This is a genomic window from Oceanimonas baumannii, assembly GCF_002245495.1.
GTDB lineage: Bacteria > Pseudomonadota > Gammaproteobacteria > Enterobacterales > Aeromonadaceae > Oceanimonas > Oceanimonas baumannii.
Genome location: NZ_NQJF01000001.1, coordinates 318,192 through 341,310 on the forward strand (window position 1 = coordinate 318,192; position 23,119 = coordinate 341,310).

24 protein-coding genes and 6 tRNA genes are annotated in these 23,119 nt (G+C 57.8%); 19 read left to right on the forward strand and 11 right to left on the reverse strand.

Features of this window, described 5'->3' with window-relative positions:
* The first annotated feature begins 3 nt into the window (after nucleotides 1–3).
* On the forward strand, nucleotides 4–222 hold the full coding sequence (locus tag B6S09_RS01525) for a hypothetical protein (protein ID WP_094276730.1): 219 nt from the start codon (nucleotides 4–6) through the stop codon (nucleotides 220–222).
* Between the two features lies 1 nt (nucleotide 223).
* Nucleotides 224–367, forward strand: coding sequence for a hypothetical protein (locus tag B6S09_RS18410; protein ID WP_166670247.1), 144 nt, complete (start codon nucleotides 224–226; stop codon nucleotides 365–367).
* A gap of 64 nt (nucleotides 368–431) precedes the next feature.
* On the opposite strand, the gene B6S09_RS01530 is transcribed toward B6S09_RS18410, so the two are convergent.
* The 3 genes from B6S09_RS01530 to B6S09_RS01540 all read right to left on the reverse strand — a co-directional run bounded on the left by B6S09_RS01530 (nucleotide 432) and on the right by B6S09_RS01540 (nucleotide 2,825).
* On the reverse strand, nucleotides 432–1,223 hold the full coding sequence (locus B6S09_RS01530; protein ID WP_094276731.1) for a class II glutamine amidotransferase: 792 nt from the start codon (nucleotides 1,221–1,223) through the stop codon (nucleotides 432–434).
* A gap of 5 nt (nucleotides 1,224–1,228) precedes the next feature.
* Nucleotides 1,229–1,810, reverse strand: coding sequence for a D-sedoheptulose 7-phosphate isomerase (gene lpcA, locus B6S09_RS01535; RefSeq protein WP_094276732.1), 582 nt, complete (start codon nucleotides 1,808–1,810; stop codon nucleotides 1,229–1,231).
* A gap of 103 nt (nucleotides 1,811–1,913) precedes the next feature.
* Nucleotides 1,914–2,825 (reverse strand): LysR substrate-binding domain-containing protein, encoded by a 912-nt coding sequence (locus B6S09_RS01540; protein WP_094276837.1) that lies wholly within the window; start codon nucleotides 2,823–2,825, stop codon nucleotides 1,914–1,916.
* A gap of 114 nt (nucleotides 2,826–2,939) precedes the next feature.
* Here B6S09_RS01540 and B6S09_RS01545 point away from each other — a divergent pair, with 114 nt between their 5' ends.
* The 3 genes from B6S09_RS01545 to B6S09_RS01555 all read left to right on the forward strand — a co-directional run bounded on the left by B6S09_RS01545 (nucleotide 2,940) and on the right by B6S09_RS01555 (nucleotide 6,510).
* The gene (locus tag B6S09_RS01545; protein ID WP_094276733.1) at nucleotides 2,940–3,557 is read left to right on the forward strand and encodes a LysE family translocator; all 618 of its coding nucleotides are present in this window, start codon (nucleotides 2,940–2,942) and stop codon (nucleotides 3,555–3,557) included.
* A 72-nt stretch (nucleotides 3,558–3,629) separates the two neighbouring features.
* The gene (locus tag B6S09_RS01550; protein ID WP_094276734.1) at nucleotides 3,630–5,084 is read left to right on the forward strand and encodes an AAA family ATPase; all 1,455 of its coding nucleotides are present in this window, start codon (nucleotides 3,630–3,632) and stop codon (nucleotides 5,082–5,084) included.
* Nucleotide 5,085: 1 nt separating this feature from the next.
* Nucleotides 5,086–6,510: a vWA domain-containing protein gene (locus B6S09_RS01555; protein WP_094276735.1), complete on the forward strand. Its 1,425-nt coding sequence runs from the start codon at nucleotides 5,086–5,088 to the stop codon at nucleotides 6,508–6,510.
* 11 nt (nucleotides 6,511–6,521) lie between these two features.
* Here B6S09_RS01555 and B6S09_RS01560 read toward each other — a convergent pair whose 3' ends face one another.
* Entirely contained in the window at nucleotides 6,522–6,956 is a 435-nt protein-coding gene (locus B6S09_RS01560; protein WP_094276736.1) for a GNAT family N-acetyltransferase, read from the reverse strand.
* Between the two features lie 77 nt (nucleotides 6,957–7,033).
* Here B6S09_RS01560 and B6S09_RS01565 point away from each other — a divergent pair, with 77 nt between their 5' ends.
* The 3 genes from B6S09_RS01565 (at nucleotide 7,034) to B6S09_RS01575 (ending at nucleotide 9,937) form a co-directional block, all read left to right on the forward strand.
* Nucleotides 7,034–7,738: a (2Fe-2S)-binding protein gene (locus B6S09_RS01565; RefSeq protein WP_094276737.1), complete on the forward strand. Its 705-nt coding sequence runs from the start codon at nucleotides 7,034–7,036 to the stop codon at nucleotides 7,736–7,738.
* 61 nt (nucleotides 7,739–7,799) lie between these two features.
* Entirely contained in the window at nucleotides 7,800–9,140 is a 1,341-nt protein-coding gene (locus B6S09_RS01570) for an NfeD family protein (RefSeq protein WP_094276738.1), read from the forward strand.
* The gene (locus tag B6S09_RS01575; protein WP_094276739.1) at nucleotides 9,137–9,937 is read left to right on the forward strand and encodes a slipin family protein; all 801 of its coding nucleotides are present in this window, start codon (nucleotides 9,137–9,139) and stop codon (nucleotides 9,935–9,937) included. The genes B6S09_RS01570 and B6S09_RS01575 overlap by 4 nt, the downstream gene beginning before the upstream one ends.
* Before the next feature lie 260 nt (nucleotides 9,938–10,197).
* On the opposite strand, the gene kdsA is transcribed toward B6S09_RS01575, so the two are convergent.
* The 5 genes from kdsA to hemA are packed head-to-tail and all read right to left on the reverse strand — an operon-like array spanning nucleotide 10,198 to nucleotide 15,062.
* Nucleotides 10,198–11,043: a 3-deoxy-8-phosphooctulonate synthase gene (gene kdsA / locus B6S09_RS01580; protein ID WP_094276740.1), complete on the reverse strand. Its 846-nt coding sequence runs from the start codon at nucleotides 11,041–11,043 to the stop codon at nucleotides 10,198–10,200.
* Between the two features lie 9 nt (nucleotides 11,044–11,052).
* The gene (locus B6S09_RS01585; protein WP_094276741.1) at nucleotides 11,053–11,859 is read right to left on the reverse strand and encodes a SirB1 family protein; all 807 of its coding nucleotides are present in this window, start codon (nucleotides 11,857–11,859) and stop codon (nucleotides 11,053–11,055) included.
* Complete coding sequence (gene prmC / locus B6S09_RS01590; RefSeq protein WP_094276742.1) at nucleotides 11,852–12,694, reverse strand: peptide chain release factor N(5)-glutamine methyltransferase; 843 nt, start codon at nucleotides 12,692–12,694, stop codon at nucleotides 11,852–11,854. The genes B6S09_RS01585 and prmC overlap by 8 nt, the downstream gene beginning before the upstream one ends.
* Complete coding sequence (gene prfA / locus B6S09_RS01595) at nucleotides 12,694–13,779, reverse strand: peptide chain release factor 1 (RefSeq protein ID WP_094276743.1); 1,086 nt, start codon at nucleotides 13,777–13,779, stop codon at nucleotides 12,694–12,696. The genes prmC and prfA overlap by 1 nt, the downstream gene beginning before the upstream one ends.
* A 23-nt stretch (nucleotides 13,780–13,802) precedes the next feature.
* Nucleotides 13,803–15,062: a glutamyl-tRNA reductase gene (gene hemA, locus B6S09_RS01600; RefSeq protein ID WP_094276744.1), complete on the reverse strand. Its 1,260-nt coding sequence runs from the start codon at nucleotides 15,060–15,062 to the stop codon at nucleotides 13,803–13,805.
* Between the two features lie 125 nt (nucleotides 15,063–15,187).
* Here hemA and lolB point away from each other — a divergent pair, with 125 nt between their 5' ends.
* From lolB to B6S09_RS01615, 3 genes are all read left to right on the forward strand, one after another.
* Nucleotides 15,188–15,766 carry a lipoprotein insertase outer membrane protein LolB gene (lolB, locus tag B6S09_RS01605; RefSeq protein WP_166670246.1) on the forward strand — a complete coding sequence of 193 codons (579 nt, stop codon included), beginning with the start codon at nucleotides 15,188–15,190 and terminating at the stop codon, nucleotides 15,764–15,766.
* Nucleotides 15,763–16,593: a 4-(cytidine 5'-diphospho)-2-C-methyl-D-erythritol kinase gene (ispE, locus tag B6S09_RS01610; protein WP_094276746.1), complete on the forward strand. Its 831-nt coding sequence runs from the start codon at nucleotides 15,763–15,765 to the stop codon at nucleotides 16,591–16,593. Before lolB ends, ispE begins: the two co-directional genes overlap by 4 nt.
* 281 nt (nucleotides 16,594–16,874) lie before the next feature.
* Entirely contained in the window at nucleotides 16,875–17,822 is a 948-nt protein-coding gene (locus tag B6S09_RS01615; RefSeq protein WP_094276747.1) for a ribose-phosphate pyrophosphokinase, read from the forward strand.
* A 133-nt stretch (nucleotides 17,823–17,955) separates the two neighbouring features.
* On the opposite strand, the gene B6S09_RS01620 is transcribed toward B6S09_RS01615, so the two are convergent.
* A complete protein-coding gene (locus B6S09_RS01620; RefSeq protein ID WP_094276748.1) occupies nucleotides 17,956–18,699 on the reverse strand; it encodes a TSUP family transporter in 744 nt (247 codons plus the stop codon).
* Nucleotides 18,700–18,898: 199 nt separating this feature from the next.
* On the opposite strand from B6S09_RS01620, the gene pth reads away from it, so the two are divergent.
* From pth to B6S09_RS01660, 8 genes are all read left to right on the forward strand, one after another.
* Nucleotides 18,899–19,495 carry an aminoacyl-tRNA hydrolase gene (gene pth / locus B6S09_RS01625; protein ID WP_094276749.1) on the forward strand — a complete coding sequence of 199 codons (597 nt, stop codon included), beginning with the start codon at nucleotides 18,899–18,901 and terminating at the stop codon, nucleotides 19,493–19,495.
* A 15-nt stretch (nucleotides 19,496–19,510) separates the two neighbouring features.
* Nucleotides 19,511–20,602, forward strand: a complete 1,092-nt coding sequence (gene ychF / locus B6S09_RS01630) for a redox-regulated ATPase YchF (RefSeq protein WP_094276750.1) — start codon at nucleotides 19,511–19,513, stop codon at nucleotides 20,600–20,602.
* A gap of 224 nt (nucleotides 20,603–20,826) precedes the next feature.
* Nucleotides 20,827–20,903 (forward strand) — tRNA-Met (locus B6S09_RS01635).
* Nucleotides 20,904–20,907: 4 nt separating this feature from the next.
* A tRNA-Gln gene (locus tag B6S09_RS01640) sits at nucleotides 20,908–20,982 on the forward strand.
* Nucleotides 20,983–21,030: 48 nt separating this feature from the next.
* Nucleotides 21,031–21,105 (forward strand) — tRNA-Gln (locus tag B6S09_RS01645).
* Between the two features lie 55 nt (nucleotides 21,106–21,160).
* Nucleotides 21,161–21,237, forward strand: a tRNA-Met gene (locus B6S09_RS01650).
* A gap of 6 nt (nucleotides 21,238–21,243) precedes the next feature.
* Nucleotides 21,244–21,328: transfer RNA gene (locus tag B6S09_RS01655), tRNA-Leu, on the forward strand.
* A 10-nt stretch (nucleotides 21,329–21,338) separates the two neighbouring features.
* Nucleotides 21,339–21,413 (forward strand) — tRNA-Gln (locus tag B6S09_RS01660).
* A gap of 448 nt (nucleotides 21,414–21,861) precedes the next feature.
* On the opposite strand, the gene B6S09_RS01665 is transcribed toward B6S09_RS01660, so the two are convergent.
* Nucleotides 21,862–23,031, reverse strand: coding sequence for an FAD-dependent monooxygenase (locus tag B6S09_RS01665; protein WP_094276751.1), 1,170 nt, complete (start codon nucleotides 23,029–23,031; stop codon nucleotides 21,862–21,864).
* Nucleotides 23,032–23,119: the final 88 nt, after the last annotated feature.

Below are 23,119 nucleotides of genomic sequence, written 5' to 3' on the forward strand. Positions count from 1 at the left end.
GACGTGTTTGATGAAGGTAACTATCTGCGCTACCAGCTGGCCCTGCCGGCCATGAGCAGTAAATGGTTCAGCACCCTGGTGCGCGTTACCTATGCGGCCAATCTGGGCCAGCAACAACATGCCTTTACTCTGTCGGGCCGAGGGCTGGATGCACTCAGTACCAAGGTAAAAGAAAGTTTGTCTGTGAACACGAATTTAATACTTGAAACGGAAACAGCCTGATATGAATACCTCAGCGGAAGTTGATGAGCAGCAACGTGAAAAGGCAGCGCGGGAACAAGCCATGATACATAAGTTCGATAATGCTTCTGTTATCTATGAATGGTCAGTCAGAATGCCGCCTTTTTCTTTAAATAGCCGAAAATAAACGATGGGCTGCCGTACAAATCGGCAGCCCATCGTTATGGCATGGGTTTCACGGTATTTCCGCTTTAAGAGCCGGGCTCCTGGCGGTTACTGGCTATCCGCTCACCCAGCCAGAACAGGTTATATTCACCGGGCTGCATTTTGTGCCATTGTTCATTGTTGGTCAGCGGCTGAGTAGCAATCACGGTCACAATGTCATTGGGCGTGGTTTCCTTCTGAAAGTCGATTTCAACTTCTTCGTCAATCAGACGGGCCGGACCGAAAGGTGCACGACGGGTGATCCAGTGCAGGTTGTTACTGCAATACGTCATCAGATATTCGCCGTCGGAAAGCAGCATATTAAACACTCCCAGGCCACGCAGCTGATCACACAGCGTGGCCACATAGCGAAACATGGCCGCCATATTGCCGGGCTTACGCGGATATTTCTGTTCCAGCTCATGCAATATCCAGCAAAAGGCCAGCTCACTGTCGGTGTCGCCCACCGGTTTGTGCCGGCCGGTTTTGAGCTGCTTGTAACCACTTAGCTGGCCATTGTGGGCAAAAGTCCAGTAACGCCCCCATTGCTCCCGGGTAAAGGGATGGGTGTTTTCCAGCGCAATCCCGCCACGGTTGGCCTGACGAATGTGGCTGACGACGGCACAGCTTTTAATGGGGTATTCCTGCACCAGCTGCGCAACGCGCGACTGACTGGAAGGCTGGGGATCCTTAAAGGTACGCAGGCCCTTGCCTTCATAAAACACAATGCCCCAGCCATCCTTGTGAGGGCCGGTACGCCCGCCCCGCTGCATCAGGCCGGTAAAGCTAAAACAAATATCGGTGGGAACGTTGGCACTCATCCCTAACAATTCACACATGCGGCTTACTCTTGCTCCATTTCCTTTTCGACCAGTTGGATCAGAATGTGAATAATCTTGATGTGTACTTCCTGAATACGGTCGGCATAGCCAAAGTGCGGCACACGAATCTCTATATCCGCCAGCCCCGCCATTTTTCCGCCGTCTTTGCCGGTAAGGGCAATGGTCTTGATACCCTTGGCCCTGGCGGCCTCAATGGCCTTGAGAATATTTCCGGAATTACCGCTGGTAGACAGGCCCAGCAGCACATCTCCTTCCCGGCCCACCGCTTCCAGATAGCGGGAGAACACAAACTCATAGCCAAAATCATTGGACACGCAGGAAAGATGGCTGGGATCGGAAATGGCGATAGCTGGATATCCCGGACGGTTTTCCCGGTAGCGCCCGGTCAGTTCTTCGGCAAAATGCATGGCGTCGCAATGAGAGCCGCCATTGCCGCAAGACAACACCTTGCCACCGGCTTTGAAACTGTCAGCCAGCAGTTTGGCGGCCTGCTCAATAGCAGCCATGCTGGCGTCATCGGCCAGAAAGCGGTTCAGCACCTCGGCGGCTTCGTTCAGCTCACTGCGGATCAGACTCTGATACATGTAATGGCCTCTTGCTTGCGGTAAAAGCGCATTTTGGCACAAGTGCTGCAAAGCGGAAAGCCGAAGGAGTCCGGCACCTTGATGCATGACGCTCACTCTTTGTCTACACCGTGCGCACCAGCTGAATATGTTCAGGCAACTCAGAAGGCAAGCGGCTGGCAATAAAATGGTACAAGTCATCAATATGTTGCCGGCGCAGAGTGTTGCCGGGCCAGATCAGATAATAACCGTCACCGGTGGATACCGCCGTGCTGAACGGCAGTACCAGCAGACCACTTGCAATGGCCTCCCGACTCAGCAGTAAATCCCCCACCGAGATACCATACCCACTGATGGCCGCCAGATTGCCCTGTTCCAGGGTGTCGAACACTTTACCGCCGAGCAGATCAACCTGCTCTCTGCGCCCGGTTGCCTGCAGCCAGCGTTGCCAGTCCCGCCTGTCGGGCGAAGGATGAATCAGCTCACAAGCGGCTAGGTTTTCCTGCGCCTGACCCGCCAGGGCCGGTGTACATACCGGGATCAACCACTCATCAAACAAGCGGACACTTTGCGTATCTGGCCCGAACTGCCCGTTCCCCAGTAAAATCGCGCAGTCGTAGGGCTCTCGGCTGAAATCCACTTCATCCACATCCATCCACACACTGCTGATCTGTACGCTTGGGGATTGATAACGCTGCTGAAATTCACTCAGTACATTCAGCAGCCAGCGCATGGTTAAGGAGGACGGCGCCTTGAGCCGCAGCTCATGCTGCTGACGACGAAACCCGTGACAGGCTTTTTCCAGCAGTTGAAACCCTTCTCCCAGCTGAGCCGCCAGTACTTTGCCGGCATCGGTAATGTCCACTTTGGGGCCCTTGCGCACAAACAGCGTACAGTCGAACCAGTCTTCCAGGGTGCGAATATGCCGGCTCACTGCCCCCGGGGTCACATGCAGACTGGTAGCAGCCTTGCTGAACGAACCAAGACGGGCGGCAGCTTCAAAGGCACGCAATGCATAGAGCGGCGGAAGAGACACAACATTGGCTCCATATTGAGTTTTACTCACATTAAATGGCAGCTTTATACGTTTTTCAAGCCGGAGCACTTACCGTACAAATACGAGCACCTTTCATTATGCCGGACGCGTTAAATGAACCTGCCCTTGCTGTTTGCCTATATCAGTGCCGTTTTACTGCTGCTGTTAACACCAGGGCCTGTGGTTGCCCTGATCACCGGAACCGCTGCCCGATGCGGTCCCCGCCGGGCGTTTGCCACCGCTTTGGGTGCCAACGCCGCTTCACTGGTACTGATTGCACTGGCATCCCTGATGCTGACAGGACTGCTGTCACTGCCGGAACGGGGACTGTACTGGCTGGCGCTGGCAGGATCTGCCTATATCGGTTTTGCTGCCTGGCAGGATCTGCAGGCCGGGGAGCCATCTTTGCCTGCAGAAATGCCGGCTGGAGGCGGTCTGGCCAGAGGGTTCTGGACCAGCCTTTCCAACCCCAAGGATATGCTGTTTTTTGTGGCGTTTTTTCCGCAGTTCATCAGCATCACGCAGCATACCGGTACCAGCCTGCTTATCCTGTCCGGCCTGTGGATGCTATTTGATCTGCTGGTGTTGTCATTATACATCTGGCTTATTACCCGCTGGATGACAGGCAGACAGGGCCAGCTGATTGGCAGGCTCTCTTCTCTGTTACTGGTGCTGATTGGCCTGGCCGGCGTATTTTATAACGGCGGTCAGCTGTTGAATTTGTTTTCGTGACATTGGTCACATCAGGCTTTTTAAGTACAATATTGACAAGCTTTTAATACAAATTACTTACAGGTCTGGCACATGGACGTAAAAAATCGTATCGCCGCATTAATCGAACACCTGCAGTACGGCTTGCTGGAACGAGAAAAACCGGCCCGGCTGGCGCTGCTGGCGGCCCTTTCCGGCGAGCATCTGCTGTTGCTGGGCCCCCCCGGCACCGCCAAGAGCGAACTGTCACGGCGACTGCATACCCTGATGGCCGACGGCAGCTATTTTGAGCGCCTGCTGACCCGCTTCTCGGTACCGGAAGAGCTGTTCGGCCCGCTGTCCATCAAAGCACTGGAACAAGACCGCTATCTGCGCCAGACCAGGGGCTACCTGCCCGAGGCTTCCATCGCCTTTATCGACGAAATTTTCAAGGCCAACAGCGCCATTCTCAACAGCCTGCTGACCCTGCTGAACGAGCGCCAGTTCGATAACGGCAACGAGCGCCTGCCGGTGCCGCTGGTGTCGGTGATCGCCGCCAGTAACGAACTGCCGGAAGGGGCCGAGCTCAATGCCCTGTATGACCGTTTTCTGCTGCGCTTTCAGGTAGCCCCGGTAGGTGACGACGCCTTTGCCAGCCTGCTGACCCTGAGCCAGAGCTATCAGGAGCCGGCGGCAGAACTAAAGTTAACCGATGCCGAGCTGGCCACTCTGCGCAAGGAAGCCGAGCAACTGACGCTGTCGCCGGCGCTCATCCGCCTGCTGCACAGCCTGCGCCGCTTTCTCGCCGAGCAGGAAATTCCGGTCTCAGACCGGCGCTGGCGCAAAGTGGTCAAGCTGCTCAAAGTGTCCGCCTGCAGCAACGGCCAGCAGGAAGCGGATCTACTCGACGCTTGGCTGCTGCCCCACTGTCTGTGGCAACAACCGGATCAGCAGAGCCGCCTCACCGACTGGTTGCACGAACACATTGCCGCCGATCCGGGCTTCAGCCCGCAGCTGGTGAGCAACATGGTGGATAGCTGGCAGGAACGGCTGGATCAGGATGCCGATCCGGTACTGCCGTCCCTTAACGAACAGGGCTACCAGCTTTATCTCGATGAACAGGGCCAGCCGGTCACCGAGGCCAGAGGGCAGCGCCACAAGCGCAACGAATCCGGTCAGTTACTGTATCGTCAGCCCCGGCTGCCGGACTCGGTGTTTACAGAGCAGGAAATTCGCAACCTGGGCGGCAATCTCGATCAATATCAGCCATTACTGGAAGAATATGTGCGCCCCAGTGCCCTGCAACCCAGGGCATGGCCCGCCAGTCATGTGGCTGCACGTCTGCGCCAGCTGGACGAACGCATCAGTGAGCTGGCGGATTATCTGGCCTGGCTCAGAGCCCAACAGCAGGGCCTGGACCAGCGTCTGCGCCAGCACCTGTGGCTGAGCCCGGAGTTGGGTGAGCGAGCACGCAGCCAGCTGGAACAACAACAGGCCGGCCTGAGCCGCCAGCACGAGCGGCTGCAGGCGCTGCGCCAGGCCTTTGCCAAACTGCCGGTTGAAGACTAAGATGGCTACCGTCCAAAGTGCAGGCCTGGCCCCCTTAAACGAGCTGCCTGAAAGCCTGTTCAGTCTGGTAGTGACTCACCCGCTGGGCAGCCTGCTGCCCCGTGCCAACCGGGTGCTGGACATACTGACTGAACTCGACAAGGGTCGCCTGCCCGGGCCCGGCGACTGGCTGAGCTCCAGCACCGAGCGGCGACTTCGTCAGCTGCTGGTACGCGCCAGTGCGCTGGGCTACTGCAAGGAAACCCCGGACGTGGCCCGGGCCATCGTGCAGGACATTTTACTGGTGCTGGAACAGGTGGAGCTGGACTGGCCGGCCACCGCCGGGTTACTGCAACAACAGGGGAAGTCTGCTGAGCAAGCTGAGCGCCGTGCCCGCGCCCGCCACACCCGCAACGCCATCGCCAAGCTGGCGGAGCAGTGGCAGCAACGTATCAGCCTGTGGCAGGCACTGGATGACGTGGCCGAGGAATTTGGCATCGCCCCGGCCATCGGCACCGACAAAGACAGCGGCAACCTGCGCGACCGGGCCTGGTTTGACCTGCTGCGGCTGTCCCGCTGGGTGGCAGAGATCCGTCAGCTGCAACAACTGCTCAAACTGATGGGCCAGCAGCGCCCGGATCCGGAGCAAAGTGCCACGTTAAGCCAGCTGCAGCAAATGATGAGCCCCCGGGAAAACGGCCCCCGGGAACGACGACTGCCGGGCATTCCCATGGAAACCCAGGGCATTACCCGCTCCGACAACCTGTCGCGCATGCTGGCACTGGAGGCTGCCCTTCTGGGGCATCCGTCATTGCATATGCTGTGGCACGCCCGCCGGGCCGAGCAGAGCCTGCTCAGCTACGCCGTGGCCGGGGTGATGCCCATCGATGCCGGCAACGACTGGCCCCTGCCCCGCGCCGGCAAGGGCGAAGGCGATGGAAAAGGAACTCAGCTGGGCCCCCTCATTCTGTGCCTGGATACCTCAGCTTCCATGCATGGCCTGGCTGAACAGGTGTCCAAGGCCATGGTGCTGGAGGCCCTGCGCATGGCCAAGCAGCAGCAGCGGGGCTGCCTGGTCTATCTGTTTGGCGGCGCCGGCGAGCTGCTGGTGCTCGACAACCAGACCCTGACCCTGTCTGAGCTGCTCAGCATGCTACGCGGCTCCTTTAGTGGCGGCACCGATGTCAGCACCCCGCTTAATGCCGCCCTGTCCCGCCTGCAGCAGCAGGCATGGCGTCAGGCAGATATTTTACTGGTGAGCGACGGCGAGTTTGACGTGTCCAGTGAGCTAAAAACTCAGGTGGAACACAGCAAAGAGGCCCTGGGCGTGCGGTTGTTTGGCCTGCAACTGGGTTATGCCACCGCCCTGCACGCCATGCGCAAGGTATGCGACCCGGTGCAGCTGTTCAGCGACTGGCGCAGCCTGGAGCAAGCAGCCAAAGCCTGACACAACTTCATTCAGCTTTTAACCATCACCAGACGGGGTTCGCCCGGACCGAAATAGTCCTCTTCCCGGCTAACTTCGGTGAAGCCGAGACTGCGATAAAGGTGCAGTGCCGGATTATCAGGTAATACCGTTAACTTGATATGGCGGCAACCCTGCCTTTCCAGTTCGTTCACCGCTGCCTGCAGCAACTTGCGCCCCAGTCCCTGTCCCCGCGCTGCCGGTGCCACCGCCAGCGACAATATCCAGCTCTCATCGGCCACTTCGCCCCGGCCCGCCAGTACATACCCCCGCAGCCCAGTGTCATCCTCGGCCATCAGCATCGAGCCTGGCCACAGATCCCAGGCCTGACGCAGAAAAAAGTCCGGATAGCCGTGACTGCCAAAGGTGTCACACTCCAGTTGATACACACCGGCCAGATCCGCCTTGCTTGCCGCCCTGATGTTCATAGATTCCCCTATTAACTACATTGTTTATTTTTTAATAAAAAGGATTATCATTAACTTTATTTTTTATTGGTAACGCCATGTCTCCCCAGTCCTTGCATCGTCACTATCGGCTTGCCCTGACAGATCCTGCCGCCAGCGAACTTAGAGCGCAACTGCCGATACTAAAAAGGGGTCAGGGCCATGTTTCACTGCTGCAGTGGCTGCAGGATCCACCCGCTCAGGTCGCCCCCGGTCCAGGCAAGGTACCACTCTCTCTGGCACACAAACGCCTGTGTGGCCTGCTGTTACTGCCTCTGGCCTGCCAGTGGCTGCGCGATGGCCAGCTGCCGTCGCTGCGGCCTGAGCACCTGTCCTTGGAGGGCAAGCAGGGCTTTAGTCTGGATCCGGGGCCGGCCAGCCCTGAAGACCTGATCGAGCTGATGCATTTCATCAACCGGTATTTTCGCGAGCACAAATTGCCCCCCCGTATTATCGCCAGCAACAGCGCCGTTTACCTGGCCGCTCCCTGGACCCGGCTCGGCATGACCCTGCCTGAGCCGGCCCGCTTTGAAGCACCGGCGCGGCAATGGATGGCTCTGTTTGGCGATGACATCGCCAATGCCATTGACTGGGCCTATTTGGAATGGCCCGACCGGCAGCTGCTGTTACCACACCGCAAAGACTGCTGCCTGCGTTACAAGGTATGCAATGGCGAACTGTGTGGTAGCTGTAACCGTTACAGCCGTGAGCAAATGGCCGGCAACCTGAGGACCTGGTTGGATAGCCAATCCCAAACGGCTTAAAAACATCCCTGTATCCGTTGCGCTAAGCTAATAAAGTACGCAGGTAACCGGGGGTCGGATCATGTACTGGCGAATGCTGTTGCTGGCACTGCTGCTGAGCATGCCGGCTCTGGCTCAGGAACGCTACTGGCAGCTTGAGATCAAGGGTGCCATCGGCCCCGGTATTTCCGACTATCTGGTCACCGAAATTAACCAGGCTCAGGTTGAGCGCCCGGCCCTGGTACTGCTGACCATGGACACCCCCGGCGGCCTGTACAGCGCCACCCGCGACATTATCAGCGCCATACTCGAATCCAGTGTCCCTGTGGTGGTCTATGTGTCTCCCGGCGGGGCCAGGGCTGCTTCTGCCGGCACCTATATTCTCTATGCCAGTCACATGGCCGCCATGGCTCCGGGCACTCACCTGGGCGCAGCCACACCAGTGCAGATGATGCCTACGGGCACACCGTCTCCCGGCGAACAAGACAAGAACGACAAGGAGGGCGAAGCGTCTCCTTCACCGGGTGGCAGCGCTATGGAGCGCAAGTCTCTTAACGATGCCATTGCCTATCTGCGCAGTCTGGCCCAGCTGCGCGGCCGTAATGTGGAGTGGGCCGAGCAGGCGGTGCGTGATGCCGCCACACTCACCGCCAGAGAGGCACTGGAGCAGAACGTCATCGAGCTGCTGGCCAGTGATATTTCCGACCTGCTGCAACAACTGGACGGCCGCGACATTTCCCTTAAAAGCGGCAGCGTTATGCTTGCTACAGCGGGGCTTATCGCCGAGCAGCGCCGGCCCGACTGGCGTCAGCAGTTCATTATTACCATCAGTAACCCCAATATCGCCTATCTGCTGATGCTGGTCGGTGTATACGGCCTGCTGCTGGAATTTTACAGCCCGGGTTTTGGTGTCTCCGGAGTGACTGGTGCCATCTGCCTGCTGCTGGCCATGCTGTCGTTGCAGATGCTGCCCTTCAATATGGTGGGATTGGGGCTGCTGGCCCTGGGGCTGGCCCTGATGGTCGCAGAAGGGTTGTCACCCAGTTTTGGCATCTTGGGCGGCGGCGGCCTGGTCGCATTTGTGCTTGGCTCGGTGTTGCTGTTCGACACACCCGACGAGGCATTTCGGGTCGCCTGGCCCTTCATTGCCGCCTTTACGACATGTTCTCTTGGTCTGATCCTGGTGGTGGTGCGCCTGCTCGTAAAACAGCGACGGGCAGCGCCGGTATCAGGAGCCAGCGCCATGGTGGGCGAACATGCCATGACCCTGACCACTCTCGACCCCGATGGCACCGTACTGGTGCTGGGGGAGCGCTGGCAGGCACACAGTTCAACGCCCGTGGCCGCAGAACAGACCGTTATTGTGATGGCGGTGCGGGATCTGGTGCTTGACGTCAAACCGGTTAAGGAGACAAGGGAATGATCATCGACTTTCTTTATTTTCAGCTGCTGATCGTCATTTTACTGATCATGCTGTTCGCCAGCATGTTTCGTATTCTGCGGGAATACGAACGTGGCGTGGTCTTTTTGCTCGGTCGCTTTCACAAGGTAAAAGGACCCGGCTTTATTATTCTGATCCCCTTTGTGCAGCAAATGGTACGGGTGGATCTGCGGATCGTCACCATGGACGTCCCCTCTCAGGATCTGATCTCCAAAGACAACGTGACGGTGCGGGTCAATGCCGTTCTGTATTTCCGCGTGCTGGATCCGCAAAAGGCAATCATCAATGTGGAGAACTACCTGGAAGCAACCAGCCAGCTGGCACAGACCACCATGCGTTCGGTACTTGGCCAGCATGAGCTGGACGAGATCCTCTCGGCTCGGGACACCCTGAATGCAGATCTGCAGCGTATTCTGGATCAGAGCACCGACGGCTGGGGGATCAAGGTATCTGCCGTGGAGATCAAACACGTGGATCTCGACGAGTCAATGATCCGGGCCATTGCCCGTCAGGCAGAAGCAGAGCGCTCACGCCGGGCCAAGGTGATCCACGCCACCGGTGAGCTGGAAGCTTCAAAACAGTTATTGGAGGCAGCGCACGTGCTGGCGCAACAACCGGAGGCAATCCAGTTGCGTTACCTGCAGACCCTGACCGAAATCAGCAGCGACAACAGCAAGATACTGGTATTTCCCGTGCCCATGGAGCTGGGCAAGATATTGCAGAAAATGAGTACGGAAACACAGCCGGACAACGCCGATGGACCGACGCAAATGACTTAACCAAGCCGGACTGCCTCTTAACCACCAGTCGCCCAAAAGAGCGAAACGCGAAGCATCAGTGCGGTTGCACTCCGCCGATGCGCTTCAAATGTCTCCCTGTAACGCTCGCAAATGCCATCCATGGCATTTAATGGTTGGCTCCGGCAATCCCCATTGCTGCTTCTTGCAACATCAGCCTTGCCTGCATACTGCCAGTCAGCGCCGGGCGGCTTACAGCTGACCGCTTAAAGCTTACGGCTCACCTGCAAGGCAGGTGAGTGTTACCGAATATCCAGCGGCTCAAAATTCTTGATCAGATCATCCAGGGCCTTGAGCTGGGCAAGGAAGGGCTCGAGTTTAGCAAGCGGCAGGGCGCTGGGTCCGTCGCAACGAGCCTGTTCCGGGTTCGGGTGCGCTTCCAGAAACAGACCTGCCAAACCGGTAGAGAGTCCGGCCCGGGCCAGATCCAGCACCTGCTCGCGACGGCCGCCTGACGCTTCTCCCAGCGGATCCCGGCACTGCAGGGCGTGGGTCACATCAAACATGATGGGCGTGTCGTCGGTGGCCTTTTTCATCACGCCAAAGCCGAGCATGTCTACTACCAGGTTGTCATAGCCGAAATTGCTGCCCCGCTCGCATAAAATAAGCTGGTCGTTACCGCACTCAATGAACTTGTCGGTGATGTTCTTCATTTGCCCAGGGCTCAGAAACTGGGGCTTCTTGATATTGATCACCCGGCCGGTGTCGGCCATGGCCTGCACCAGATCGGTCTGGCGGGCCAGAAAAGCGGGCAGCTGGATAACGTCCGCCACCTCGGCCACGGTTGCCGCCTGATAAGGTTCGTGCAGATCGGTGATCACCGGTACCTGAAAGGTATCTTTCACTTCCTGCAGCAGCTTCATGCCTTCTTCCAGTCCCGGTCCACGGAAGGAATGAATGGATGAACGGTTAGCCTTATCCCAGCTGGCCTTGAACACGTAGGGAATGCCCAGCTTTTCGGTCACCTTCACATAGTGCTCGCAGGCCTGCATGGCCAGATCCCGGGATTCCAGCACATTAATGCCACCAAACAGCACCATGGGCTTGTCGTTGGCGACGGCAATGTTATTGATGTGTACGGTTTTCATATCGGCTTCCTAGTGAAGGGTTTTGGGGCTCAGATCAAGGCCGGCTATTTGTGCTTTCAACACATCGGCAATGGGATCATCCGGCCGCTGCTCAATAAAGAATTCAAAATCGTCGGCGGCCAGTTGCCCGCAGCCCAGCTGTTCATATAAAAACCCCCGGTCCCGCCGCTCAAAGGGACAGTCGGGCTTGAGCCGAAGCAGCAACTCGCTGCATCCCAAGGCCTTGCCGAACTGCTGTTCATTAATATATGCCGCCTTGGTGACGTTCAGCAGCCGCACCAGTATCTCGGTATCACTGGTCCCCTTAAGGTGCTCCGGTGCCAGCCGGGCCAGATTACCCCGGGCTCCCCGCAGCAACTGCTCGATTTCATGGCGGGAAAGATGACGACCGGTAAAAGGATCGATCACCGTCCCTTCTTCTTCCGACCGGATACGCACCAGAAAATGCCCCGGAAAATTAATGCCTTCGGCATCCACGCCAAAACGCCGGCACAGGTGGATCAGTAAAATCCCCAGGCTCACCGGAATACCTTCGCGCCGGACCAGTACCCGGTTCATCAGGCAGTTATCGATGGAAAAGAAAGTTTCGCTGTCCCCGGCCAGGCCCAGGCCGCTGTACAGACAAGGCAACAGATGCACAGGCACCACCATGTCTTCCAGTTCCTCGGCCAGTGCCCGCTCCAGCGCGAACAGTTCCCGTTCTGCTTCATCACGGGCCGCCAGACCGGCAAGGCTTTCCACCACATCCAGCACCATGGTCATCAGATCCAGGGGCTCTTCGCTTTGCCAGCGCTCACTGATATTGCTTTCAAGCATGTTCTCTCCCGGGCCACTGGCCCAGCGTTACCCTGTCCTGACCGCCGTAATCACGCAGGGTGGTAACCTGTTCAAAACCATTGTCGGTAAAAACGGAGTGCACCGCTTCGCCCTGCTGCCAGCCGTGCTCCACCAGCAGCCAGCCGCCGGCCACCAGATGCGCGGGCGCAGATCCGGCAATATGGAGAATGTCGGCCAGGCCGGCATCATCCGCTACCAGCGCCGACAACGGTTCAAAGCGCACATCCCCTTCCGCCAGGTGCGGGTCGGCAGCATCGATATAGGGCGGGTTGGACACGATCATGTCAAAAGTGAGCCCGGCCAGTGGTGCCAGCCAGCTGCCTTCCCGCACCTCCACCTCAAGCTCCAGACGTGCGGCATTGCGCCGGGCCAGAGCTGCGGCCTGCGGGCTGAATTCCACCGCCAGCACGGTGTCGGCGGGCCGCTCACTTTTAATCGATAAGGCGATGGCACCGGTGCCGGTGCCCAGATCAACAACCCGGGCCGGTCTTCCTGGCAGCCTGGCCAGTGCCGCTTCTACCAGTATTTCGGTATCAGGCCTGGGGATCAGGGTATCCGGGGTGACCTCAAGCATCAGGGTCCAGAATTCCCGCTGACCGGTCAGGTGAGCGACCGGCTCGCCGGCCCGACGGCGGCTGATCAATGCTGCCAGTTCAGCCTGTTGCCGGGCAGAAACGTCAAATTCCGGCCAGGCCAGCAAAAAACTGCGGGGCTTGTTCAGCACATGGCACAGCAGCACGTCCGCATCCAGCGCCGGAGACTCACCCCCGGCCAGCTGCTCACGCAGGTGAGTGCGTAGCTCGCTCAGTTGCATTACTGTCCCGCCAGGGCAGCGAGCTGGTCGGCCTGGTGTTCCTGCAGAATGGGCTGAGTCAGCATTTCGAGCTGGCCTTCCAGCACTTCGCTCAGCCGGTAAAGGGTCAGGTTGATACGATGATCCGAGACCCGGCCCTGAGGGTAGTTATAGGTGCGAATACGATCGGAGCGATCACCGCTGCCCAACAAATTACGGCGGGTGCTCTGCTCTTCGGCATGGCGCTTGTCCTGCTCCGCCTGGACCAGACGTGAGGCCAGCACCGCCATGGCCTTGGCCCGGTTCTTGTGCTGGGAGCGCTCGTCCTGACATTCCACCACCATGCCGGTGGGCAGGTGGGTAATACGAATGGCAGAGTCGGTTTTGTTAACGTGCTGACCACCGGCACCGGAGGCACGAAAGGTATCCACTTTCAGGTCTGCCGGATTGATCTCCGGTGCTTCGGCCTCGGGGATTTCGGGCATCACCGCCACTGTGCAGGCCGAGGTGTGAATACGGCCCTGAGACTCGGTTTCGGGCACCCGCTGTACCCGGTGGCCACCGGACTCAAACTTGAGCTGACCATAAACACCGCTGCCCTCAATGCGGGCAATAATCTCTTTAAAGCCGCCGTGCTCGCCTTCGCTGGCACTGACGATTTCCACCCGCCAGCGCTGAGTCTCGGCATAACGGCTGTACATACGAAACAAATCACCGGCAAAAATGGCGGCTTCATCGCCGCCGGCACCGGCGCGAATTTCCAGAAAGCAGTTATTGTCGTCTCTGGGATCCTTGGGCAGCAGCAAGATCTGCAGCTCCTGACTCAGGGTTTCGATGGCCGCTCCGGCGCTGTCGATCTCCTCCCGGGCCATGGCTTTCAGCTCGGCGTCGTCTTCAGCCAGCATTTCTCTGGCTCCGGCCAGATCCTGCTCGGCCTGACGGTAACGCTGAAAACAGGCCACCACATCTTCCAGCTGGGCATACTCCCGGGTCAGCGCGCGATATTGCTCCTGGTTATTGATTACCGAGGCCTCGCTCAGCAGCGCCTGTACTTCCTGATAGCGCTCTTCCAGGCCTTCCAGTTTTTTCAGTACGGATTCGTTCATCAGTGTCTCGCGGTTATGCCGGCTCAGGGCCGGCTGATGCCCAGGCTGCGGGACAGCACCGCCAGCATATCCTGATCGCCGTCTTTACCGGCCTGGCTCAGGGCCTGGGTGGGAGTATGAATAAGCTTGTTGGTGAGCCGCCGGGTCAGTTGCTGCATCACTGCGGTGGTATCGTCGCCCTGAGCAAGCGCCTGCAGCGCCCGCGCCAGCTCCTGCTCGCGTACCGCTTCTGCCTGAGCCCGGTAATCCCGGATCAGATCCACCGAGCGCAATGAGCGGTACCAGGCCATGAACTGATCCCGCTCTTCCAGAATAATGCGCTCGGCCTGGGCGGCGGCCTGCTTGCGGGCCTCCATGTTCTGCTCGATGATGCCCTGCAGATCGTCCACGGTGTAGAGGTAGGCATCATTCAGCTCATCCACCTCGGGCTCTATGTCCCGGGGAACGGCAATGTCTACCAGCAAAATGGGCTTGTGCCGGCGGGCCTTGAGCGCCCGCTCAACCATGCCCTTACCGATAATCGGCAGCGGACTTGCCGTGGAGCTGATAACAATATCAGCCTGGGGCAGAAACTCGGGGATCTGCTCCAGGGTCATCACCTCGGCCTCAAATTCCTGTGCCAGATTCTGGGCCCGCTCCAGGGTTCGGTTGGCCACCATCATGCGTGTTACCGACTGTTCACGTAAATGGCGCGCCACCAGTTCGACGGTTTCGCCAGCTCCTACCAGCAGCACCTTGGTGCGCCCCAGATCCGAGAAAATACGTTTGGCCAGGCTGACTGCGGCAAAGGCCACCGACACCGCACTGGCACCAATGTCCGTTTCAGTCCGCACCCGCTTGGCAACGGAAAAAGACTTCTGAAACAACCGCTCCAGCAGCCCCCTGAGGCTGCCGGCCTGGTGCGACTGACTGTAGGCCTGCTTGATTTGCCCCAGGATCTGCGGCTCGCCCAGTACCAACGAATCAAGGCCGCAGGCCACCCGCATCAGGTGACGAATGGCCTCTTCTCCCTGATGCTGATACAGGCAGGCAGTAAGTTCGTCTTCGTCCAGGTTATGAAACTGCTGCAACCAGTGGCGCACGACCTCGCTGTCGCCGCCCTCTTTCAGGCTGCAATACAGTTCGGTGCGGTTGCAGGTGGACAGGATCACGCTTTCCGCCACGCCGTGAGTGTTCATCAGTTCCTGCAATGCCCGGGGGGCAAGGTCAGGACCAAACGCCACCCGCTCGCGCAGGGCGACGGATGCTGTCTTATGATTGATTCCCAGTACCAGCAGGCTCATGAGGATTTGGTGCGGCTCACATCGTTTTTCGTTTAGCCGACTATTGTACGAGAAAGGCCAAATCTTTAAAAGTCACCGGCCTTGGCCTTATACTGACTTTCTCTTTTTAAAGCGGGGTGCAACACGTGCGTACGATATTGATTTTTATTAGCTTGTTGCTGATTTCAGGTTGTGCCTACCGGGCCGAACAAGCGCCCGCCGGCTCCTGGCAGGCTCAGAAACAACAACTGACCAAGCTGGAACACTGGCAGCTGGCCGCCAAACTCGGCATTATCACCCCCGACGAACGTGGCAGCCTGAGCCTGTTCTGGCGCAATAACAGCGATGACTACCGCCTGAACCTCACCAATGTAGTGGGCAAACGAGTGTTTGATCTCAGCCGCCTCAGCGGCCGCATTGAACTGATTGACAGCGAAGGCCAGCGTCATACTGCCGACAATGCGCGGGATCTGGTCTATCGCCTCACCGGCTGGGATTTACCGGTAGAACAGCTGGCAGACTGGATCAAAGGCCTGCCCGGCAATGCCGATACCGTGAGCTTTGATCAAGACGGCCGTCCTGCCTTGGTACAGTCTCACGGATGGCAGCTGCGCTATCTCGGTTACACCCAGATCGACCAGCTCTGGCTGCCCAGCCGGCTGGAGCTGAGCCATGCCGGCACTACCCTGAAACTGGCTGTAAGCCGGTGGGAGCTTAATCCGTGATACGCCTGCCAGCCCCCGCCAAGCTCAATCTGTTTCTTTACATTACCGGCCGCCGGGAAGATGGCTACCACAACCTGCAGACCCTGTTTCAGTTTGTGGACTTCGGGGATGAACTGAGCTTTACCCCGGCGAGCGGGCTGACCTTGTCTCCTTCCCTGCCCGGCGTCGCACCGGAAGACAACCTGATCATCCGCGCAGCGCGTCTGCTGCAAACACACACCGGCTGCAACAAGGGAGCTCATATCCGGCTCACCAAGCGGCTGCCCATGGGCGGCGGTCTGGGGGGAGGCTCCAGTGATGCGGCTACCACTCTGGTGGGGTTGAACAGACTGTGGCAACTCGGCCTGAGCGACCATGAGCTGGCCACACTGGGTCTGCAGCTGGGTGCCGATGTGCCGGTTTTTGTGCATGGTCGCGCCGCCTTTGCCGAAGGTGTAGGGGATATTTTCACCGACGCGGCTCCGCCTGAACCCTGGTATCTGGTGCTGAATCCGGGAGTAAACGTATCGACGCCGGCCATTTTTACCGATCCCGACCTGCCCCGTAACAGCCCGGTAATGAGTCTCGAACAGCGCCTTAACTCACCCTGGCAAAACGACTGCGAAGCACTGGTTAAAAAGCGACACCCCGAGGTTGCCAAACTTCTGAGCTGGTTGCTAGAATATGCGCCGTCACGAATGACGGGCACCGGCGCTTGTGTTTTCGGCACCTTTAACAGCCGGGACGCGGCAGAGAGAACGCTTAACCATGCGCCGGACGGCACGGTCGGATTTGTCGCCAGAGGCTGCAACCGATCGCCGTTACTGACGGCACTTAGTGCGCAGTAAACTCCCGTTTGTGAACAAGACAGACCAAGCAGCGATGGCATGAAAGCGGGGTGGGCTCGTTTTCTCCCTTATCCCAAGGGTCAGTTCGCTGCCAGTGGTCGCCAACAGGACGACACGGCTCAGGCCGGCTCTCCGTTGAGTACTCTTATTCAACAGCCTGTTCGGCGCCCCGAACCAGAATAATTCCGAAAAAGGGCTGGATAGCGAAACGTGTTTCGTAATACGGGTTCACGGCCCCGTCCAGTCTCACCACCCACGAAGCAACTCCGAGGTTTTAAACCGTGCCCGACATGAAGCTGTTTGCTGGTAATGCAACGCCGGAACTCGCCCAACGTATCGCTGATCGTCTTTTCATCAAACTGAGTGCTGCCGATGTCGGCCGTTTCAGCGACGGTGAAATCAGCGTACAAATCAACGAAAATGTACGCGGCGGCGATGTCTTCATCATCCAGTCCACCTGTGCGCCCACCAACGACAACCTGATGGAGCTGATCGTTATGGTCGACGCTCTGCGTCGCGCCTCTGCCGGCCGTATTACCGCCGTTATTCCCTACTTCGGTTATGCTCGTCAGGACCGCCGCGTGCGCTCTGCCCGTGTGCCGATCACCGCAAAAGTAGTGGCAGACTTCCTGTCCAGCGTGGGTGTGGACCGGGTACTGACGGTAGATCTGCACGCCGAGCAGATCCAGGGCTTCTTCGATGTACCGGTAGATAACGTATTCGGTACTCCGGTGCTGCTGGAAGACATGAAAGCCAAAGGCCTGCAAGACGCCGTGGTGGTATCACCCGACATTGGTGGTGTGGTGCGTGCCCGTGCCGTGGCCAAGTTGCTGGACGAAACCGACATTGCCATTATCGACAAGCGTCGCCCCCGCGCCAACGTCTCTCAGGTGATGCACCTGATTGGTGACGTGGAAGGCCGTGACTGCGTGATTGTGGACGACATGATCGATACCGGCGGCACCCTGTGCAAAGCCGCCGAAGCCCTGAAGGCTCGTGGTGCCAAACGTGTGTTTGCTTACGCGACTCACGCCGTGTTTTCCGGCAGCGCCGCTCAGAACATTAAAGACTCGGTTATCGATGAAGTGATCATCACCGACTCCGTCCCCCTGAGCCCGGAAATTCAGGCGCTGGACAAGGTCAAGCAACTGACCCTGTCCCCGATGATGGCCGAAGCCATTCGCCGCATCAGCAACGAAGAGTCCATCTCTGCCATGTTTGAACACTAAGTTCAAACATGTGCAAAAGCCCGCGATGTCGCGGGCTTTTTTGTGGCCGGAATTTGATACTAAGGGCTGCAGGCGGAAACGTTGGGATTCGTAAAACTCATCCCGACCTACAGCTCCACTTACAGCTTACGGCTTACAGCTCCCCGAAGGGGGTGTAAAATCGTATAAAGTAATATCCGCTCAGTGCCACACCAAAGACAACAATCCCCCAGGCCAGCAGCCGGGGGTTAATCCACTCCAGCGCCCGGGCACCCAGCTTGCCACCCAAAAGGTAACCCAACGCCAGCAGCAGGGCTTCATGCCAGTACACCAGCCCCGAAAGGGAGTAGACCACGATGGTGGCGCCGCTGGCCAACATCGACAAATATAGTTTGATGGCGTGTTGCTGCAGACTTGAGCCCAGCCGCAGCTGCCCCATCAGCGCCATTAGCAGCACGCCCAGGCCACCGCCAAAAAAGCCGCCGTAAAAACTGCCGCCCAGCAGCGCCGGCCAGGCTCCGGATTGCATCACCAACGGTCCCTCAAATCCCTTGCTGCTGAGCAGCTGGCGACCATAGAGCACGCTGACTCCCAACAGCAGCCAGGGCACCAGATAATTAAAGTTACCGGCATGAAACCGGGTCAGTGCAAAGGCCCCCAGACCGCCGCCAGCCAGGCCAATCACGGTCAGCCCTATCAAGGGCCCGCCCCGCAAACGGCGGCGCATTCCCCAGAAAGCACTGACATAACCGGGCCACGATGCCACGCTGGCAGTGGCCACCGCACCGGTACTGGGAATGCCCGCTGCCAGCAACGCCGGCAGCGTAAAAAACAGACCGCCACCAGCCAGCGCGTTAACAACACCGGCCAGCAAAGACCAACCCAGAAGCTCAAACATGGTGGTTTCCGTAAAAATCCTGTGCAGAAAAGCAGGAGAAAGCAAAGGGATTGCATTTGAATCACAATAATAACACAGATTGTGAACAATCAATCCAAGTTTGGCACCCTCCATGTGCAGTGGTAAATCCGCCGTGCAAGGTGGCCATTATCGCTGCACTTCATTAGAATATGACGTCATTTTAACGGCCGATTCTGCTATGCAACCTATCGAACTTATTGTCGGACTGGCTAACCCTGGTCCGGAATATGCCCAGACCCGGCACAATGCCGGTGCCTGGTATGTGGCGGAGCTGGCCCGCCTGCACGGTACTCAGCTCAAGGAAGAAGGCAAATTCTTCGGCTGGACCGGACGTGTACGCATTGCCGGCAAAGACGTACGTCTGCTGGTGCCTGCCACCTTTATGAACCGCTCAGGCAAGTCAGTCGCTGCGCTGGCCAACTTTTACCAGATCCCGCCCGAGTCGATTCTGGTCGCGCACGACGAGCTGGACTTGTCTCCGGGCACGGCCCGCTTCAAACAGGGCGGCGGTCATGGCGGCCACAATGGCCTGCGTGACATCATCAGCAGTCTGGGCAACAGCAAGGATTTCTTCCGGCTGCGGCTGGGCATCGGTCACCCGGGCGATAAATCCCGGGTCGCCGGCTTTGTGCTGACCAAAGCTCCGGCCACCGAGCAAACCCTGCTCGACGCCGCCGTGGACGAAGCCGTCCGTGCTACCGATATTTTATTCAGTGATGGCATGCCCAAAGCGATGAACCGCCTGCATGCCTTCAATGCCGATTCCACCAAGTAATTTCAGGACACCATCATGGGTTTTAAATGCGGTATCGTGGGTCTGCCCAACGTGGGCAAATCCACTCTGTTCAACGCACTGACCAAGGCCGGCATCGAAGCCGCCAACTTCCCCTTCTGTACCATAGAGCCGAATACTGGTGTGGTGCCGGTGCCGGACAAGCGCCTGGATGCCCTGGCCGAAATTGTTAACCCCCAGCGAGTATTGCCCACCACCATGGAGTTTGTGGACATTGCCGGCCTGGTGGCAGGTGCTTCCAAAGGCGAAGGTCTGGGCAATAAATTCCTGGCCAATATTCGCGAAACCGATGCCATCGGGCATGTGGTGCGCTGCTTCGAAAACGACAATATCGTGCACGTGGCCGGTCAGGTTTCCCCCAAAGATGACATTGAGGTGATCAACACCGAGCTGGCGCTGGCAGATCTGGACACCTGTGAGCGCGCCATTACCCGTAACGCCAAAAAGGCCAAGGGTGGCGATAAAGATGCCAAGTTCGAGATCACCGTCCTGGAAAAGCTGCTGCCGGTACTGGAAGAAGCCAAGGTACTGCGCAGTGTGGAGCTGACCAAGGAAGAAAAGGCCGCCATCGACTACCTGAACTTCCTCACCATCAAGCCCACCATGTACATTGCCAACGTCAATGAAGACGGTTTTGAAGGCAACCCCTACCTGGCCCAGGTGGAAGCCATTGCCGCTGCCGAAAATGCCATCGTGGTACCGGTATGTGCCGCCATGGAATCGGAAATTGCCGAACTGGATGCAGAAGAAGCCGCCGAATTTATGGACGACATGGGACTGGAAGAGCCGGGCCTGAACCGGGTTATCCGCGCCGGCTATGAGCTGCTCAGCCTGCAGACCTACTTCACCGCCGGGGTTAAGGAAGTCAGGGCCTGGACCATCCCCGTAGGCGCCACCGCACCGCAAGCCGCCGGCAAAATTCACACCGATTTTGAAAAGGGCTTTATCCGCGCCCAGACCATCGGCTATGAAGACTACATCACCTATCGTGGCGAGCAGGGTGCCAAAGAAGCCGGCAAGATGCGCTCCGAGGGCAAGGACTACATCGTAAAAGACGGCGATGTGATGAATTTCCTGTTCAACGTGTAAGCATTCACACCCTCCTTTCAAAGCCGGGCTGGTCCCGGCTTTTTTATGCTCCCCCTGAATGTTGCACAAAAAAACAGCCCTGCTGACTACCCCTTCATCACCATGACGATTTTGTGGTCAAATGAACGACTCACGCTAACTTTTTACGGAAAAGTGGTTGACGCTTTCGGCCCGGATACGCATAATGCGCCCCGTTCGGTGACGTAAGGTCATCAACAAGCAATGGCTATGTAGCTCAGTTGGTTAGAGCACATCACTCATAATGATGGGGTCGCAGGTTCGAATCCCGCCATAGCCACCATTGCTGGGGTATCGCCAAGCGGTAAGGCAGCGGGTTTTGATCTCGCCATTCCCAGGTTCGAATCCTGGTACCCCAGCCATTTTTAAAAGTGGCTGATATAAATTTTTTTGTTATCATCCATTTCTGTTGGGGTATCGCCAAGCGGTAAGGCAGCGGGTTTTGATCTCGCCATTCCCAGGTTCGAATCCTGGTACCCCAGCCATTTTACAAAGACACATATTTGTGTCAGAACATTGAGGCGACTCAATGCTTTATGTGGCTATGTAGCTCAGTTGGTTAGAGCACATCACTCATAATGATGGGGTCGCAGGTTCGAATCCCGCCATAGCCACCACTCTTAGCGGGAGTGGCGAAATTGGTAGACGCACCAGATTTAGGTTCTGGCGCCGCAAGGTGTGCGAGTTCAAGTCTCGCCTCCCGCACCATTTAAAAAATTGGGGTATCGCCAAGCGGTAAGGCAGCGGGTTTTGATCTCGCCATTCCCAGGTTCGAATCCTGGTACCCCAGCCATCTATCTAAAAGCCGGCCTTTGTGCCGGTTTTTTTGATCTCGGCATCATGCCCAGGTTCGAATCCTGGCACTCACAACCATCTATCTAAAAGCCGGCCTTTGTGCCGGTTTTTTTGATCTCGGCCTCATGCCCAGGTTCGAATCCTGGTACCCCAGCCATCTATCTAAAAGCCGGCCTTTGTGCCGGTTTTTTTGATCTCGGCCTCATGCCCAGGTTCGAACCCTGGCACTCACAACCATCTATCGAAAGCCGGCCTTTGTGCCGGTTTTTTGCTTTCAGAGTCTCGGAAAATGCAAAGATACGGTAAGTTTGCGATGAACTCAGCGAATCCCAACAATCAAGCTCAAAAGAGGGCATCACTCCCGCAGAGGCAGGAGTCCAGTGCAGGTCGCCATGGTTCTCCGGCTTCGCGGAGATGACCACATATAAACAAGGCCACTATCTGGCCTACAGCCCCATGGCGTATTTCATTACCTGTTTTTTCAGCGGGCCACTGTGCTCAGCAGCCTTAAGGCCAAGATTACGCAGCAGCCTGAGCGGCGGCAATTCATTGCTGAAGGCCTGATAAAATACATCCATGGCTCCCTGCATCAGCAGGTTGTCAGGCCTACGCTGGCGTTCAAAGCGCCTGAGCATATCGGGAGCGGCGATGTCTTCACCCTGCTCCACCGCCTGATGAACAAGCTCACTGATGGCTGCAACATCCTTGAATCCGAGGTTAACCCCCTGCCCTGCCAGCGGGTTAATGGTGTGCGCGGCATCCCCCAGCAACACCACACAGCCTTTTACATACTGATTGGCATGACGCCGGCGCAGGGGAAAGTGGCCCTTGCCAAGCACGGTCACCGGCCCAAGGCGCGGCGGAAAATGCGCCGCCACTGCGGCATTCAGCTCCTGGTTGCTCATGGCCGCCAGCTGCGCAATACGCGCCTGGCTGTCGTACCAGACCAGCGATGCCCTGCCATTACCCAGCGGCAGCAGAGCTCGGGGGCCTGATGAGCAAAATTGCTGCCAGGTAATGTCCTGCTCCAGCTGCTCTCCCTGTACGCTAATCAGCATACATTGCTGATCATAGTCCCATGCGGTGACGCCAATCCCGGCCATCTGCCGTACCCGGGATTCTGCACCGTCGCAGGCCAGCACTAACCTTGCCTGCAACTGAGAACCATCTCCCAGCGTAAGCAGTGCGCCTTTCGCGTTTTGTTCAAGCCTGTCCAGCATCTGCGGACAGTCGATGGTCACGTTATGCCACAACGCCAGCACCTGCCACAGACCAAGCTGAATAATGCGGTTTTCCACCATGTAGCCCAGATACTCACAGTCCAGTTCGTCGGCACTGAAGCGGGTGGCAAAGCCCTGCCACTCGCTGGCTTCCAGCCGCTGATAGGACCAGGCACGCATCTGCATGATGGCGTCCCAGGCTCCGGCCTGCTGCAGAAGTCGCACCGACGCGGCACTGATGGAGGAAATACGCAGGTCATGGAGTTGCTCGGGTGAAAACTCAGCAGGCTGCCGGCTTTCCAGCACTCGGATAGTCAACCCGGCAGGGGCCAGCATGGCTGCCGCCAATGCTCCCACCATACCACCACCCACGATAGCAATATCACACTCTTGCATTATCCAACCTCCGGATTTTTCGGCCATTCTACCCCAATTCCCCTTCTTTCGCCGGGGACAATTCGCATATTCCTCCCGGCTTTGTGGC